This window comes from Streptomyces sp. F63, from assembly GCF_018070345.1.
Taxonomy (GTDB): domain Bacteria; phylum Actinomycetota; class Actinomycetes; order Streptomycetales; family Streptomycetaceae; genus Streptomyces.
The window spans coordinates 43,262-60,045 of record NZ_JAGPXX010000006.1 but is presented as its reverse complement, the minus strand read 5'-3'; the positions used below and the strand labels follow the sequence as shown (position 1 = coordinate 60,045).

Here is a 16,784-nt window from a genome sequence, read left to right as displayed (position 1 = left end):
GGGAGAGTTGATGTACCACTCGACGGATCCGTCCGCGGCGGGGCCGCTCCACGAAGTCATCGCGCACCGGGCCGCTTCATCCGCCCACGCCCTCGCGGTCGTGGCCGGGGAACGGGCGTTGACCTACGGCGAACTGGACCGCCGCGCCAACCGGCTGGCCCACCTGCTGCTGCGCTCCGGTGCCGGGCCGGGCGCGCCGGTCGGCGTCCTGCTGGACCGCGGCACACGCCTCGCCGTCGCGCTGCTGGCCATCTGGAAGGCGGGCTCGGCCTATGTGCCGCTCGACCCCGGCCATCCGGAGCCCCGCACCGCCGCCATCCTGGCGGACACGGGGGCCGCGGTGGTGGTGACCGGGCCGGACAGGGCGGCGCGCTTCCGGGACGCGGCCGTGCGGACGGTGGAGCTGGACGCCGGCGCACGGGCGCTGGAAGGGCTGCCGCAGGAGGCGCCGGCGGTCGAGGTGTCCGGTGCGCATCCCGCATACGTGCTCCACACCTCCGGTTCCACCGGACGGCCGAAAGGCGTCGTGGTCAGTCATGAGGGCCTCGCCAACCAGGTCGGCTGGCGGGTGCGCACCCACGGCCTCGGCCCCGGTGACCGGGTTCTGCACAAGACCCCCCTGACCTTCGACGCCGCCGGCTGGGAGATCTTCGCCCCGCTGGCCGGCGGCGGCACGGTGGTGATGGCGCCGGCGGATGCCGAGCGGGACACCGCCCTGCTGGTGCGCACGGTCAACGAGCACCGGGTCACGGTCCTGCAGGTGGTGCCATCGGTGCTGCGCATGCTGGCCGACGAACCCGCCTGGCGGGACTGCACGACCCTCAGGCTGCTCTCCTCCGGCGGCGAACAGCTGCACGCCGAACTCGTCCAGCGCTTCCTGCGGGCCATGGGGGATCACGGGGCCGGGGTCGAGGTGTGGAACACCTACGGTCCCACCGAGTGCACCAACGAGGTCACCGCTCACCGTTTCGACCCGGTCCAGCGTTCCGGTCCGGTGCCCATCGGAACCCCTCTCGACGGAATCCGCACGGTCGTCGCCGGTCCCGACGGGAACCCCGTGGAACCCGGCGGGCAGGGGGAGCTGTACCTCGGTGGCATCGGGCTGGCCCACGGCTACCTGGGCCGGCCCGGGCTCACGGCCGAGCGGTTCGTGCCCGACCCCTGCGGCCCGGCGGGGGCACGGCTCTACCGGACGGGCGACCTCGTACGCCGGCGGGCCGACAGCAGTCTCGAGTACGTCGGCCGGACGGATCACCAGGTCAAGATCAATGGCGTCCGGATCGACCCCGCCGAGGTCGAGGCCGCCCTGGCAGGTCACCCGGAGGTCGGGGAGGTGGCCGTCACCTCCTACCGGGCGCCGGAGGGCGGTCTGCGGCTCGCGGCGTACGTGCTCCCTCGTCCGGGATCCGGACCCGCGGCGCCCGGAGCGCTGCGGGAGTTCCTCGCCGGGCGCCTGCCGGAGAGTCATCTGCCCGCCGTGTACGTCGCCGTGGAGTCGTTCCCCAGGACGTCCAGCGGCAAGCTGGACCGGTTGGCGCTTCCCGCGCCCGGTCCGGCGGGCGCACGGCGGGTCGTGCCCGCCACGGAGGCGGAGCGGCTGGTCGCCGGGTTGTGGCGGGAGCTGTTGCGCACCGAGGACATCGGGGTGCACGACGACTTCTTCCGGCTCGGCGGCTCCTCCCTCCAGCTCACCCGGCTCGCCAACCGGCTGCGCGCCGCGACCGGCCGGGACGTTGAACTGCACCGGCTGCTGCGCGCGACGACCGTCGCCGCCCAGGCCCGCCTGATCACGGCTGAGGACCACGGCGCACGGCGGCCGGCGGTGCCGGCGGTGCGGCCGGTGCCGCGCACCGGCCGTCTGCCGCTCTCACTCGGTCAGCGGCGGCTGTGGCTGCTGGAGCGGATCCAACCGCGCAGCCGTGAATGGGTGACGGGCCTGTTCCTGCGGGTACCCGTGACCGACGGCGAAGCACTGGTGCGACAGGCCCTCGATGAGCTGATGGCCCGTCACGAAGCGTTGCGCACACGGTTCGTGGCCGACGGCGGCCAGGACGGTGAGCCGGCGCAGATCATCGACCCGCCCGGCCCGATGGCGCTGCGCACCGCCACGGCTCCGCGGGCAGATGTCGGCGGACTCGTCGAGCGGGACGCTGCCCAGGGTTTTGACCTGGAGCACGGCCCCGTCGTCCGCGCGCTGCTGATCAGCGAGCCCGGGACCGGCTCCGCCGCCCGGGTCGCGGACCGCACGCTGGTCCTGCTGATGCACCACATCATCGGCGACGGCTGGTCGGCGACGGTCCTCCGCGACGAGTTCCACACCGTCCTCGGCGCCCTGCGCGCCGGCCGTCGCCCCGAACTGCCCGAGCTGCCGGTGCAGTACGCCGACTACGCGGTCTGGCAGCGCGAGCGGCTCACCGAGGAGGTCGTGGCACATGAGCTCGACCACTGGAAGAGGGTGCTCGACGGCGCCGTCCCGCTGGCCCTGCGCACCGACCGGGCGCGGCCCGCCGCCCGGGACGCCCGTGGCTCGGTCGTCACGTTCACCGTCCCCGCCGGTGTGGCGCACGCGCTCACCGAGGTGGGGCGGCGCGGCGACGCGACCCCGTTCGCCGTGCTGCTCACGGCGTTCACGACCCTGCTGGCCCGGTACACAGGGCAGTGGGACGTGGTGATCGGGACCCCGGTGGCCGGGCGGGAGCGGCCCGAGATCGAAACGGTCGTCGGGTTCTTCCTCAACAGTCTCGTGCTGCGCTGCCCACTGGACGGAACGCTCGCCTTCGAGCAGGCGCTGACGCGGGTCAGGGAGGTCTGCAAGGACGCCTTCGGTCACCAGGAACTGCCCTTCGAGGAACTCGTCGCCGAACTCGCGCCCGAGCGCGATCTGTCGCGCACGCCGCTCTACCAGGTGGCTTTCGACTACCACGGCGAGGAACTCACCGGCTCGGCGGCCGACGTGGAGGAGCTCGACGCGGTGACCGAGGTGTCGTCCGTCGCGAAGACGGACCTCACCCTCTATATGCGCAGGCAGCCCGACGGCACCCTGATCGGCGCCCTGGAGTACGCCACCTCGCTGTTCGAGCGCGCCACCGTGGAGCGGCTCGCGGGGCACTTCCTCCAGTTGCTGAAGTCGGTCGCCGCCGAGCCGCTGGGTCGCCTCGGCGCCCTGAATCTGCTGCCGGACGAGGAGCGACGCGCCCTGGCCGCTCCGGGGCCGCACAATCACACCCCGGCACCCGAGGTGACGGCATCCGTGCCGGCGCTGATCGCGGCGCGGGCCGCGGCCGAACCGGACGCCACGGCGCTCGTCGCCGACGGTGCGACGGTCACCTTCGCCCAACTCGACGCCCGGGCCAACCAATTGGCCCGTCTGCTGCGCGGGCTCGGCGTAGGGCCCGAATCGGTGGTCGGCGTCCTGGCCGATCGGGGCATCGACCTGCCGGTGGCCCTGCTGGCCGTGTGGAAGGCCGGCGCCGCCTACCTTCCGCTGGACCCGTCCTTCCCCGTGGACCGCGTCAGCGGTGTGCTCGCGGACGCGCGCGTGCGGGTGGTGGTGACGGGGTCCCGGCACCGGGAGCGGCTCTCCGGCGCCTTCACCGGACGCCTGGTGACGACCGACGGTGACGCGGACCTGATCGCCGCCCAGCCCGGCGCACCACTGGAGCATCCCGCACACCTGGCCCCGGAGGCGGGCCGGGATCTGGACCTGCTGGCGTACGTGATCTACACCTCCGGTTCCACCGGCCGGCCCAAGGGCGTCCAGATCACCCATCGCGGGCTGGCCAACCATGTCCGCTGGGCCGCCGGGGAACTCGCCTCACGCGGTACCGGCGGCGGCGCGGTGTTCTCGTCGGTGGCCTTCGACCTCGTGGTGCCGAATCTGTGGGCACCCCTGCTCGCGGGTCTGCCCATGCATCTGCTCCCCCAGGATCTGGATCTGGCGGAGCTGGGATCGCGGCTGCGGTCCGCCGCTCCGTTCTCCTTCCTCAAGCTGACCCCGGGGCATCTGGAGATCCTCGCGCAGCAGCTCGGCCCGGAGCGGCTGGCCGAGCTGGCCGGGGTGATCGTGGTGGCCGGCGACACGCTGCCGGTCCGCCGGGCCGACGCGTGGGCCCGAGCGCTGGGCCCCGGGCGGCTCATCAACGAGTACGGGCCGACCGAGGCCTCCGTCGGCACCTGCATCCATCCGGTGACGGCTCCTGTGCACGGCGCGTCGGTGCCCATCGGACGGCCGCTGCCGGGTGTGACGATGCATGTCCTCGATGACCTGATGCGTCCGTCGCCGACGGGAGTGGTCGGCGAACTGTATGTCGGCGGCCTCGGCGTGGCCCGGGGGTACGCGGCCCGTCCGGAGCTGACCGCCACGAGTTTCGTGCCCGACCCGTACGGTCCCGCGGGGGCCCGGCTCTATCGCACCGGCGACCTGGTGCGGCTGCTGCCCGGCGGCCTGGTCGACTTCGTCGGCAGGCGGGACGGCCAGGTGAAGGTCCGCGGCCACCGGGTGGAGCTCGGCGAGATCGAAAGCGTGCTCGGCACACACCCCGCCGTCGCGGACGTGGTGGTGACCGCCGTCGGGGACGCGGACGGCAACACCGGCCTGGCCGCCCACTGGGTGCCCGCCCCCGGGACCCCGGAACCGGCGCAGCTCCGGCAGGAGCTGGCGGCCCATGTGGCGGAGCGGCTTCCCGCTTACATGGTCCCCCGTACGTTCACACCGATCGACCGCATCCCGCTGAACGCCAACGGGAAGCTGGACCGGGCGGCACTGCCCGAACCCCGGGAGGCGGCGGACGAACTGGTCGAGCCACGCGGCGTCGTGGAGGAACGCATCGCGGGGATATTCGAAGAACTTCTCGGGATCCGGGCCGGCGCGCACAGCCATTTCTTCCGCAGCGGCGGAAATTCGATTCTCGCGATCCGGCTGATCGCCGAGCTCCAGCAGGCGTTTGACATCGACTTCCCCACCCGAGCCGTCTTCGAGGGCGGCACCGTCGCAGAACTGGCCGAGGCGGTGGAGGCAGAGGTTCGCGCGGAGATCGATCAGATGTCGCAGGAGGATCTGATGACGGAGGCACGGGAGTGGGGCGAGCACCACTCGCCGAACGGCAACACATGAAAACCGGAATACGCAGAAAGGGAATACTTGTGACCGAAGAGGACTACGCATCCGCGCTCATCAAGTTCATCGGAGAGGAATTTCTCCCGGAAGATGAGCGGACGAAGCTGAACGACGTGTCCCCGCTCATGGAGTCGGGCGTCCTGGACTCGCTGCGGGTCGCTCTCCTGCTGACCTACATACGCGACGAACTGGGCCTGTACGTGTCCCCCGCGAAGATCGACTTCGATCATTTCAAGGACATCCGGACCATCGCCGGCATGCTGCACGAGCTGTCCCTGGACCCCGACGCCCAGAAGGAGCGGACATGAACGCCGACTTCGACATCGCCGTCGTCGGGGGTGGGCCGGCCGGCTCGACCATGGCCTCCTACCTCGCCCGGGCCGGCCTCTCCGTCGTCGTGTTCGAAAGCGAGACCTTTCCCCGGCCGCACGTCGGTGAGTCACTGGTCCCCGCGACCACCCCCGTGCTCCACGAGATCGGGGCTCTGGGCAAGATCGACGAGGCCGGGTTCCCGAAGAAGTACGGCGCCTCGTGGACCTCCGCCGAGTCGCGGGACATACCGCGCCTGGGATACAGCGGCCTCAGCCACGGCTGGACCGCCGACATCGCGTTCGTGGAGCGCAACCAGCCGGGTGTCGACCGCGACTACACCTTCCACGTGGACCGCGGCAGGTTCGACGCCATCCTGCTCCGGCACGCCGGCGAACAGGGCGCCACCGTCCTCAACGGCGCCCGGGTCCTGGAGGTGGACTTCGCCGACCCCGAACTGGTACGGCTGCGGGTGCGACTGGCCTCCAAGGAGACCGGGTTCACCGCCCGTATGGTCGTCGACGCCTCTGGCCGCAGCACGCTGCTCGGGCGGCAGCTCAAGGTGAAGGTTCCGGACCCGGTCTTCGACCAGTACGCCGTCCACACCTGGTTCGAGGGCCTGGACCGCGAGGCGATCGCCGCCGACGCCGCCCAGGTGGACCACATCTTCGTCCACTTCCTGCCCATCAAGGACGCCTGGGTGTGGCAGATCCCGATCAGCGACAAGATCACCAGCATCGGTGTGGTGACACAGAAGAAGCGCTTCACCGCCGCGGCCAAGGACCGCGCGGGGTTCTTCTGGGACTTCGTCGCCAGCCGCCCCGAACTGCACGACGCCCTGAAGAGCGCCGAACGGATCAGGGATTTCAAGGCCGAGGGTGACTACAGCTACGCGATGCAGCAGATCTGCGGCGACCGCTTCGTGCTGATCGGGGACGCGGCACGCTTCGTCGACCCGATCTTCTCCAGCGGTGTGAGCGTCGCCCTGAACAGCGCACGCATCGCCGCCCAGGACATCGTCGCGGCGCACGGGGCGGGCGACTTCACCAGGAAACGGTTCGAGACCTACGAGAGCAAGCTCCGCCGTGCGGTGAAGTACTGGTACGAGTTCATCTCCATCTACTACCGCCTGAACGTCCTGTTCACCGCCTTCGTCCAGGACCCGCGTTATCGCATCGACGTGCTGAAGATGCTCCAGGGCGACGTCTACGACGGGGAGGAACCCAAGGCGCTCGCGGCGATGCGGGAGATCGTGGCGGAGGTGGAGAGCAACCCCGGTCATCTGTGGCATCCCTACCTCGGCACACTCCGGGCACCGGCCTCGGCGCCCGGTTTCTGACCGGGCGGGCCGTCCGCCGACGGCCCGCCCACCGGTGCCGTTCTCCGCCCGGCGACCGCCTGCCGCGGCGCCGGGAAGAGGGAGCCGGTGGGCGCGCCACTTCCGGAACCACCAACGGGGGCGAGCATGCAGAGAGTTCACTTCAGCGCGGCCGACCTGGCCCGCACCCGGCTGCGGAGCACGCTCGGCCCGGTCGCCGAGGGCGCCTTCGCACTCGGGGTACTGGCCGGATCCGGCCATGCCGACTACGCGCGATGGCGTGGCGACGCCCACCACCGCCTGCTCCAGCGGGCGGCACCCCGGACGCCGTCCGCCCTGCTGTCGCGCACCGTCAAGGCCCCGGACGACCTGCTGTTCCTGCTCGACCGGACGGCGGCGCCGGACGACGGGACACCGCTGGGACTGAGCCGCGCGGACGCCGTCCGGCTGGCCCTGGACGTGTGGCGGGCGGCGGTCGCCCCGTACTGGGACCGCATTGGTGAACGGCTCCTGGCCGAGTGCGAGGCACGCGGCCGGATCGTCATGGCCGGCGGCGTGGAGGAACTGCTCGCCACGCTGCACCCCAGGATCGTGTGGACCGGCTCGGTGCTGGAGATACCCGACGGTCCCGACCGCGAGATCCGCCTCAGCGGCCGGGGCCTGCTGCTGTGCCCCTCCGTCTTCCTGCCCGGGAAGGTCGGCCGGGTCGTCGAGTGCGAAGCGGACACGGGTATGGCGGCGCTCGTCTTCGCCGTCCCGCCGGCCGGCACCCGGGCCGACGACCTGTGGGGCGGCCCCGGGCCCGACGTCCAGGCGCTCGGCGCCCTCGTAGGCCAGACCCGGGCGGCCGCGCTGCGGGTGCTGATGACGACCGCGTGCACCACCGGTCAGCTCGCCGCCCGTCTGGGCATCTCCTCAGCGGGCGCCAGCCAGCAGGCCGCCGTGCTGCGCCAGTCGGGGCTCATCACCACGCGCCGGGTGCGCAACAGGGTGCTGCACACGGTGACGCCCCTCGGCCTGGCGCTGCTCGGCGGCCGGCTGCGGGCCGGCACGGGTGTGGTCACCGCTCCGGCCAGGGCCGGAACTGCCGCAGGCCGTACAGCAGCGGGATCCGCTCACCTCGCCGGGTGACCCGGCGGACCTCCCCGTACACCGTCACATGGTCGCCCACGGGCTGCGCCGACCGCACACCGCAGTCCGCGACGGTGTGCGCGTCCCGCACCAGGTGCGGGCCCGCCGCCCCCGGCCCCGTCTCCCAGACGACCTCGTCGAAGCGGTGCGGATCGCCCGAGGCGAACAGCTCGGCCGTGGGCCGGGCGTCCGCGTGCAGCAGGTTCACCGCGAAGGTCCCGCGACCCAGCACCGCCTCCAGCGTGGGGCTGCCGACCCGCAGGCACACCAGCAGGACGGGCGGGTCGAGCGACACTCCGCACAGGGACGAACAGGTCATGCCGCGCTCCACGCCGATGGTGTCCGTCGCGGTGACGACGGCGACCCCGGTGGGGAAGCCGCTCATCAGCGTCCGGAACTGGTCCGGAGTCGCCGGGACCGGCGTCGGTATGGTCGATTCGTTCATCGCACTCCGCTCTCCGCCGGCACTGCTGCCCGGGCAAGGCCTGCCGTGGCGGGCCCGCACGGCGGCCCGCCACGGTCTGCGTGAGGTGACGGCACCACGGCCGCGTCAGTGTGCCCGTGTGAAGTAGTCGTACGCCTTGGGCAGCGTGTTGACGAGTTGCCCGGTCTTCTCCCGGATCGCCTCGAACTCGCGCTGGGCGGCGGCCGGATCGGCCAGCGCGAGCGCGGGCGACGGCTTCAGGCCGATGCCGCCCATGCCCAGCAGGATGCACATGTACGAATACGGTGGCAGCCCGTGGTAGTAGGGGAACACCGTCTCGCTGTCCGGCAGTTGCGTACGCCACTTCTCGATGCGCTCGGCGAGCCCGTCCGGGATCGGACGCGTGTTGGTGTCGCGCCAGTACTGCGTGTCGGACCGTTTGGCCGACACGTAGTGCAGCACCAGGAACTCCCGTACTCCGTCCATGACACGGGCGACGGCGTCGTTGTACCGGTCGCGGTGTGTGGGGTGCCAGTCGGGGCCGGGGAAGTTCTTGGCCAGCTGCTCGATCGCATGGTGGATGAAGAAGATCCCTGTCGACTCCAGCGGCTCGACGAAACCGCTGGCCAGCCCGATGGCGACACAGTTCTTCACCCAGGAGTTGCGGCTGCGGCCGATGCGCATCCGGATGTGGTTGGCCTCGGCCCCGGCCGCCGCCGGACCGACGAACTCGCGCAGTGTGCGCTCGGCCTCCTCGGGAGAGAGGTAGTCCCTGGCGTAGACGTAACCGGTGCCGACCCGGCCCGTCAGCGGGATCGTCCAGATCCACCCGGCGTCCTGGGCGGTGGCCGTGGTGCAGGGGCGGATACCGCGCCGCTCCATGTCCATCGGGACCTGGAGCGCGACCGCGCTGTCGTTGGGCAGGGTGTCCTGGTAGGAAATGAACGGCTCCTCCAGGGCCTTGTTCAGCAGCACGCCGCGAAAGCCGGTGCAGTCGATGAACAGATCACCGGTGAGCGCACCGTGCCGAGCCGTGCGGACCGAGCTGATCCAGCCCCGTTCGTCGAGGTCCGCCGCCTCGACGTCGTCGATCACATGTCTGACGCCGCGTTCCGTGGCGTACGTCGTCAGATACTCGGCCAGCAGCGCCGCCTCGAAGTGGTACGCGTACGGGAACTGGGTCTTGCCCTGGTGCTCGGACATCGTCAGGCCCTGCGCTTCCTCCGCGTTGTCATCGAACGGAGTGTCGAGCAGCGTGCCGTCGAGCCTGCGCGGGCTGAGCCCGGCGTCGATGACCGAGGCCATGACGAAGCAGTCCTTGTCGAACCGCTCGGTGGGGCCCTGCTGGAGCCACCAGTCCGTCAGCGGATGGCCGTTGACGGAACGCATCTGCTCGAACGGGTGATAGAAGTAGTGACCCTGCTCGCGCCAGTTCTCGAACCGCACGCCCAGTTTGTACGTGGCGTTGCACGCCGGCATCCAGTCCTTCTCCTTGAGCCCCAGAAACTCGAAGAAGTGCCGGATGTCGCTGAAAGTGGCTTCCCCCACCCCGATGGTTCCGACTTTCGCGGACTCCACCAGCGTGATATCGATGCGCTCCCCGAAAGCGGCCTTGAGATACGAGGCGGTCATCCAGCCCGCCGTACCCCCACCCACGATGACGACCTTGTTGAGCATGCTCATCCCCTATCCCGAATCCACGAGGGCCAGATGGAACTTGACATTAGAAGCGCGGCACAAGCCCTGGAAGGTCCTTAAGCGACCACTGAAAATCGCAGGTGATTCCCGAGGCCGCCCCCGGCCGCAACGCGGCGCGTTTCGCCCCGCCGCGCCCCCGCGTTCCGGAAGCGGGGTCATATCCCGGTGCACACCGTCTCGGAGAACCTCACAAAGGAGTTCCGGACGCCGCACACCGGACGCGATACCGGCGGTGGAAGCCGGTCAGCGGCACCGGGACGCGCGGGGCCCGCGGCAAGACGGCCCCCGCGTTCGTCCCGCCGGACCCGGCGACGGCCGAGGCCGCCCCCGCTCCGGCCGGAGCGGGGGCGGCCTCGTGAGGGGGCGGCCGTGCGAGGCGGACTCAGTCCGCCGACAGCAGCTCCGCGACGTGCTCGCTGATCGCCCTCACCGTCGGCTGGTGCCACAGCAGTGTGGCCGGCAGCTTGTGGCCGAAGCTCTTCTCCAGACGCCTGCGGATGACGATCGTCATGACCGAATCGAGCCCCTGCTCCACCAGAGAGCGCCGGATGTCCAGTGACGCCACGGGGAGCCGCATCTCGCCGGCGATCTGCCCGGCGATCTCCTCGGTCAGCCGCTCGCGCAGCTCCTCGCCCGTCAGGCCGGCGAACGGGTCCCCGCTCCCCCGCCCCGCACCGGCCCCGGCGGGCTCCACGGTGCCGATCTCCCGCAGCAGCGGCAGTCGTTCGGTGCCCGCCTCCAAGGGGACCGTCCGCAGCACCGGGAAGTGGCCCGTGCCCCGGCGCGCCGCGTGGTCCCAGGCCGCGAAGGCCTCGGACAGCGAGATGTCCGTCACACCCCGTTCGCGGAGCTCCAGGTCCACCACCTCGTTGACCGCCATGCCCTGGCCGCGCCAGGAGGTCCAGCCGAAGCTCGTGGTGTCACCGCGGTGGTGCGCCAGGGCGTCCAGAAACGCGTTGGCGGAGCCGTAGCCGGCCTGGCCGGGCAGGCCGAGCAGCTGACCGCAGGAGGAGAACAGCACGAGGAAGTCCAGACTGCCGGCCGGGAACAAGTGGTGCAGCACCCACGCGCCCTGCGCCTTCGGCCGCATCACGGCCCGCAGCGATGCCTCGTCCACGTCCGGGACCATCCGGTTGTCGAGGACGCCCGCCGCGTGCACCACTCCCCTGATCGGCGGCATGCCAAGGGCGTCCGGCGTGAGCAGCCGGGCGGCGTCGGCCGCGTCGGCGATGTCCAGTGCCACCACGCGCACGGTGACCCCGAGCGCCTCCAGCGCCCGCACACCCGCGATCCGACGCCGCACCGCCTCGTTGGTCACACCGTCCCACTCCGCCCGCGGCGGCAGTCCGCGCCGCCCGGCCAGTACCAGCCGCCGGGCCCCCCGCTCGGCCAGCCAGTGGGCGACCTCCAGGCCCAGGACACCCAGACCACCGGTGATCAGATACGTGCCGTCGGACCGGCAGGCCACGGCTTCGTGCCGCGCCTCCCGCCCGGTGGGGGCGAGCCGGGACACCTCGGCTCCGCCCGCCGCCCGCAGTGACACCACGTCCTCCTGCGGCGCCGCCCGCACCACGTCGAGCAGCGGATCCGCCACCTGCTCCGCGCCGTCCTCCGCCGGAAGGTCGACGATGCCGCCCCACAGCTCGCCGTGCTCACCGGCGATGACCCTGCCGAGCCCCCACAGCGGGGAGTGTGCGGGCCCCGTCGCTCCCCGGCTCTCCCGCACCCCCGTGGTCACGGCCCACAACCGGGGGAACCGGAGGGTGTCCAGGGCGGCCAGCCGCTGTGCGGTTTCCAGCAGCAGCCAGGCGTTCGCGGCCGCGGCCTGGGGCACCGCGTCATCCGGCGCCGCCGGCGGCGGCAGCACCAGTACGTCCGTGTCCGCGCCGAGCCCCACCGCCGGTCCGTCGAGATCACCGGGCCGCTTCAGGGCCAGGAACCGGCGTCCCCCGGCGGTGACGCGCTCGCGCAACGCCCCGGCCAGCGGATGGTCGACGGCGCCGATCAGCACCACGTCCCGGCCGGCGCTCCCCGTGGCGGCCCCGTCCTCCGGCGTCCGTTCGAGCGGACGCCATACGACCTCGTGGACCAGGTCGCGGGGTGACGCGGCCACCATCGACTCCTGGCCGATCGTCCCGTACCGCACGCCGGTCAGCGCGGCCGCCACCCCGCCGTCCGGGTCCGCGACCAGCACGTCGACCGTGCCGGTCGCCGCATCATGGGTCACCCGGATGTCGGCCACCGGCGGCGGAGTGCCCTCGACACGCAGCCCGGCGAGGCCGGCCACCATGCGCAGCACGGCCGGGCCGGGATACGTGGAGGGGGCGAGGGACAGCGCGGCGTCGAGGATCGGGGCCCAGGTCACCGGTGCCCGCTCCGTCCGGCCGGGCCGTACGCGGGCGTGCAGCGTGCCCTCGGCTCGCAGGAGGCTCTCGACGGTCCAGTCGAAGCCCATACCCGGGACCCCGACCGAGGCGAGATGCCGCTGGATCTCGCCGGGGTCGGCGGGGACCAGCCCCTCGGGTGCCACGGGCAGGACACCTGGGGGCGTCTCCTCCGCCGGGCCCGTGGTGGCGGTCGTGTGGATGAGCCAGGAGCCGTCGCCCTCCGCCGGCCGGGAGGACAGCTGAAGCCCGTCGTCCTCCCGCACGACTTGGAGTTCCCGGCGCTCGGACACCGTCAGGGGCAGTCTCAGTGCGACGTCTCTCAGGCATCCGGCGCTCTTCTCCTCCGCGGTGGCGGAGCCGTCGGCCGCCGCGGCCAGGAATGTGGTGAGCAGCACGGCGGCCGGGACGATCTCGGTCCCGTTGATCGTGTGGCTGCCCGGATAGGGCCGGTTCGCGTGCTCCAGGAAGGTGCGCCACAGGCGCAGGGAGCGGCCGGAGACGGCCACGGGCTGCCCGAGCAACTGGTGCGCGTCCACATCGTGTCCCCCGCCCCGGCCGGCGCCGGGGAAGGACGTCTCCCGCCAGTGCGGCCGCCGCTGCCAGGCAACCCTCGGCAGGGCGACCGGATCACCGGCCGGCTGGAGGCGTGACCAGTCGAGCCCGACGCCGTGGGCGTGGGCGGCGGCCAGGGCGGAGAGCAGGGTCTCCGGTTCGGGCCGGTCGCGCCGCAGGGAGGAGCCGACGAAGGCGTCCTCGATGCCTTCCTCGGCCAGCGTCTCGCCGATCGAGTGGGCGACCACGGGGTGCGCCGAGATCTCCAGGAACGCCCGGTGGCCGTCCTCCGCCGCGGCCCGGGTCGCCGCCGCCAGCCGGACGGTGTTGCGCAGGTTGGCGGCCCAGTAGGCGCCGTCGGCGGAGGGAAGGGTGCGCGGGTCGGGACGCGCGGTCGAGTACATCGGAATCCGTGGCTCACCGGGGCGCAGGTCCGCCGCGGCCGCGGCGAGTTCGTCCAGCAGCGGGTCCATCTGCGGGCTGTGGAAGGCGACGTCGGACGCCACCCGGCGCGTCTGGATCCCCTCGGCCTGCCACGTCCGGACGAGCTCCTCGACGCCGGCGATGTCGCCCGAGACCACCGTGGAGTGCGGGGACGCCGCGATGGCGGCCACCACGTCGCTGCGACCCGCGAGCCGTTCCACGGCCTCCTCGACGGAGACCGAGGCCATCGCCATCGCGCCCTGACCGGCCACCCTGCGCAGCAGCTTCGACCGGCGGCAGATCAGCCGGGCGCCATCGGCGCGGGAGAGCAGGCCGCAGGTCACGGCCGCGGCTATCTCTCCGACGGAGTGGCCGATCACGGCGTCCGGCTCGACTCCGCGGGCCCGCCAGACCTCCGCGAGGCCCAGCTGCACCGCGAAGATCATGGTCTGGATGCGGTCGACGGTGCCGAAGTCGCCGTCCAGCAGGACCTGCCGGGGGGAGAAGCCGATCTCCTCCCGGAAGACCGGTTCCAGTTCGTCGATGACCGCCGCGAACGCGGGTTCCGACGTGAGCAGTCCGCGTCCCATGCCGGCCCACTGCGAGCCGTGGCCCGAGAACACCCACACCAGGCTCCTGCCCGGCGCTGCCGGGGCAGTGCCGACGACCACCGTGCGCGACTCGTCGCCGTCGGCGACCGTCCGCAGTCCGGCCACCAGTTCCTCCCGGTCCCGCGCGACGATCGCGGCCCGGGTGTCCAGGTGCGAGCGGCGCAGCGCCAGGGTGTGTCCGAGGGAGTCCAGGGACACGCCCCGGCCCTCCGCGGTCAGCCATCGGGCGAACTCGGCGGCGTACTCGCGCAGGGCGGCCTGCGATTTCCCGGACAGCGGGAACAGCCGTGGGCCCGCCTCCTTCGGCGGCGCCGCGGAGGGGGCGGCGGGCTCGGGCGCCTGCTCCAGGATGACGTGGGCGATCGTGCCGCCGTATCCGAAGCCGGAGACACCGGCACGGCGTGGCCGGCCCCGGTCGGGCCACGGGGTTCGCTCGGTGACGACCCGCAGCCCGCCCGACTCCCAGTCGACGGCCGGGTTGCCCCGGGTGTGGTTGAGGGTCGGCGGGATCTCCCCGTGTGCGAGGGCGAGCGTGGCCTTGAGCAGACTGGCGACGCCCGCTCCCGCCTCCAGGTGGCCCACGTTCGGCTTGACCGAGCCGATCAGGACCGGTTCACCGGCGGGCCGTCCCCTGCCGTACACGGCGCCGAGAGCGCCCGCTTCGAGAGGGTCGCCGAGCCGGGTTCCGGTGCCGTGGGCCTCGATGTAGTCGACCGATGCCGCGCTGACGCCCGTGCGGCGCAGGGTTTCCTCCAGCAGCCGCTGCTGGGCCGCTCCGCTGGGGGCCATGATGCCGTTCGTCCGGCCGTCCTGGCTGACGTGGCTGCCCCGGATGACGGCGAGTACCCGGTCACCGTCGCGCTGCGCGTCGGCGAGCCGTTTGAGGACGAGGACCGCGCCGCCCTCGCCCCGCCCATAGCCGTTGGCCGAGGCGTCGAAGGGCTTGCAGCGTCCGTCGGGGGCGGTCGCGCCCGCGGACTCCAGGGTCACGGAGAGGCCGGGCGAGATGATCAGGTTGACGCCGCCGACGAGGGCGATCCCGCTCTCCCGGGCCCGCAGGCTCTGGCAGGCCAGGTGGGTGGCGACCAGCGACGCCGAGCACGCCGTGTCGACGGCGACGCTGGGACCGTGCAGATCGAGGGCGTACGAGATCCGGTTCGCGGCCGCGCACATCGCGCTGCCGATGCCGGTCCAGGCCTCGATCCTCGGCAGGTCCTCCAGCAGTCGCCGCCCGTAGTCGTCCGAGCCGATGCCGACGAACACGCCGGTGTCGCCGCCGGCGAGGCCGTCCGGTGGGATGCCCGCGTCCTCGAGCGCCTCCCACACCACCTCCAGGAGCAGTCGCTGCTGCGGGTCCATCAGCTCCGCCTCGCGGGGTGTGAGGCCGAAGAAGGCGGAGTCGAAGCCCTCGATGTTCTTGATGTAGCCGCCCGGTACGTCCGCGCGGCGGACCGCGGAGCTGTGCTCCGGCCCCAGATCCCGGTAGATGCCCCAGCGGTCCTGCGGCATGTCGCCGATTCCGTGACGTGCCGACAGGAGCATGTCCCAGAACTCTCCGGGAGAGTCGGCGTCGCCCGCCAGGCGGCAGCCGGTCCCGATCACGGCGATCGGCTCCGGCGGGCTCCCGGGTGAGGTGCTGGTCTCCGCCCCGGATTCGGCTGCGGGTTTGTCTCGATTGGACACGACTTCGATCTCCTTAGCCTTGGTCAGCTGCACCACGGGGCCGAGTCGCGGATCCGCACCACCGCGCTCGACAGGGTGACGCCCGGCCCGACGCCGAGCATCAGCAGGTGGTCACCCGGCTTCAGTCCACCGGTGAGCAACAGGTGGTCGAGGGACACGATCTGATCGCTCGCACCAAGGTGTCCGACCGTCCGGCCGAACTCCCAGGTGGACTTCTCCATGGGCAGGCCGAGGGCGGCCATGCACCGCTGCTCGACGATCTCCCGGGAGTAGTTCATGTAGGCGACCCGGGTGACGTCGGACATTCCGATGCCCGCTTCGGACAGCGTCCGCTCGACCAGTGCCAGCGTCATCCCGTGGACCTTGACCAGTGCTCCGGTGCCGGTTCCCCCGTCGAGCGCGGCCTGTTTGAACTCGGCGTTGCGGGCCCGGAAGTCGAGGGAGCGGCCGACGGTCGGACCGGGCGGGAAGAGCGGTTCGGCCCCCCGGTGCATCTGCTCGGCCTCGGACACGGCGACCGAACCCACCGCGAGCAACTCGGCGAATGACGGTTCGGTGGTGAGGAGGACGGCGCTGGCGGCGTCGCCGGCCACATAGCCCGGCCCCATGGTCCAGCGGTCCATCATCGGGGTGCCGAAGTTGTCGGACGCCACCAGCAGCGCGGTTGTCGCCGCTTCGCCGTCAGCCGCCGCGGCCCGGCCCCGCACATGGGCGGCGGCCAGTTGCAGCGCGGCGAACATGCCGTTGCAGCCCTGCCGCACCTCGACCGAGAGCACGTCGCCGCCGACCAAGTGCCGTTGCAGGTAGTACTGGGGCTGCCAGCCGTCGGGCCCCTGGTGCCAGGAGTCGGCGTAGAGCAGGACGGCGGTGTCCTCGGGCCGGTGACCGCAGCGTTTGTACGCCTGCTGCGCAGCCCGCAGGGCCATTTCGGGCGCGGGGATCTCGCCGGCCACCGCCGCACCGGACAGGTCGTGCAGTTCGGCCTCGACGGCCGGGTAGTGCCCCTGCTCGACGGCCTCCGCTATGGCGACCGGGTCGGGCACGAAGGTGCCGAGCCCTTTGATGAACACGTCGGGCGTACGCAAGGCCGCCTCGCCTCCTCGGGATGGGGTGGGGATGGGGTGGGGATGGT

The 16,784-nt window shown here is 72.2% G+C and carries 8 protein-coding genes; 4 read left to right on the top strand and 4 right to left on the bottom strand.

Features of this window, described 5'->3' with window-relative positions:
- Positions 1 to 10: 10 nt before the first annotated feature.
- From KBZ10_RS08895 to KBZ10_RS08880, 4 genes are all read left to right on the top strand, one after another.
- The gene (locus KBZ10_RS08895) at positions 11 to 5,113 is read left to right on the top strand and encodes a non-ribosomal peptide synthetase (protein WP_210986967.1); all 5,103 of its coding nucleotides are present in this window, start codon (positions 11 to 13) and stop codon (positions 5,111 to 5,113) included.
- A 29-nt stretch (positions 5,114 to 5,142) separates the two neighbouring features.
- Positions 5,143 to 5,424 carry an acyl carrier protein gene (locus KBZ10_RS08890; RefSeq protein ID WP_210986966.1) on the top strand — a complete coding sequence of 94 codons (282 nt, stop codon included), beginning with the start codon at positions 5,143 to 5,145 and terminating at the stop codon, positions 5,422 to 5,424.
- Complete coding sequence (locus tag KBZ10_RS08885) at positions 5,421 to 6,764, top strand: NAD(P)/FAD-dependent oxidoreductase (RefSeq protein WP_210986965.1); 1,344 nt, start codon at positions 5,421 to 5,423, stop codon at positions 6,762 to 6,764. The genes KBZ10_RS08890 and KBZ10_RS08885 overlap by 4 nt, the downstream gene beginning before the upstream one ends.
- Positions 6,765 to 6,890: 126 nt before the next feature.
- Positions 6,891 to 7,874 carry a MarR family transcriptional regulator gene (locus tag KBZ10_RS08880; RefSeq protein WP_210986964.1) on the top strand — a complete coding sequence of 328 codons (984 nt, stop codon included), beginning with the start codon at positions 6,891 to 6,893 and terminating at the stop codon, positions 7,872 to 7,874.
- Here KBZ10_RS08880 and KBZ10_RS08875 read toward each other — a convergent pair.
- The 4 genes from KBZ10_RS08875 to KBZ10_RS08860 form a co-directional block, all read right to left on the bottom strand.
- Positions 7,804 to 8,319: a flavin reductase family protein gene (locus KBZ10_RS08875; RefSeq protein WP_210986963.1), complete on the bottom strand. Its 516-nt coding sequence runs from the start codon at positions 8,317 to 8,319 to the stop codon at positions 7,804 to 7,806. The two genes, KBZ10_RS08880 and KBZ10_RS08875, sit on opposite strands and share 71 nt — an antisense overlap.
- 105 nt (positions 8,320 to 8,424) lie before the next feature.
- Complete coding sequence (locus KBZ10_RS08870) at positions 8,425 to 9,975, bottom strand: tryptophan halogenase family protein (protein ID WP_210987122.1); 1,551 nt, start codon at positions 9,973 to 9,975, stop codon at positions 8,425 to 8,427.
- A gap of 403 nt (positions 9,976 to 10,378) precedes the next feature.
- Positions 10,379 to 15,652 carry a type I polyketide synthase gene (locus KBZ10_RS08865; protein WP_210986962.1) on the bottom strand — a complete coding sequence of 1,758 codons (5,274 nt, stop codon included), beginning with the start codon at positions 15,650 to 15,652 and terminating at the stop codon, positions 10,379 to 10,381.
- A 23-nt stretch (positions 15,653 to 15,675) separates the two neighbouring features.
- Positions 15,676 to 16,737: a ketoacyl-ACP synthase III family protein gene (locus KBZ10_RS08860; RefSeq protein WP_210986961.1), complete on the bottom strand. Its 1,062-nt coding sequence runs from the start codon at positions 16,735 to 16,737 to the stop codon at positions 15,676 to 15,678.
- Positions 16,738 to 16,784: the final 47 nt, after the last annotated feature.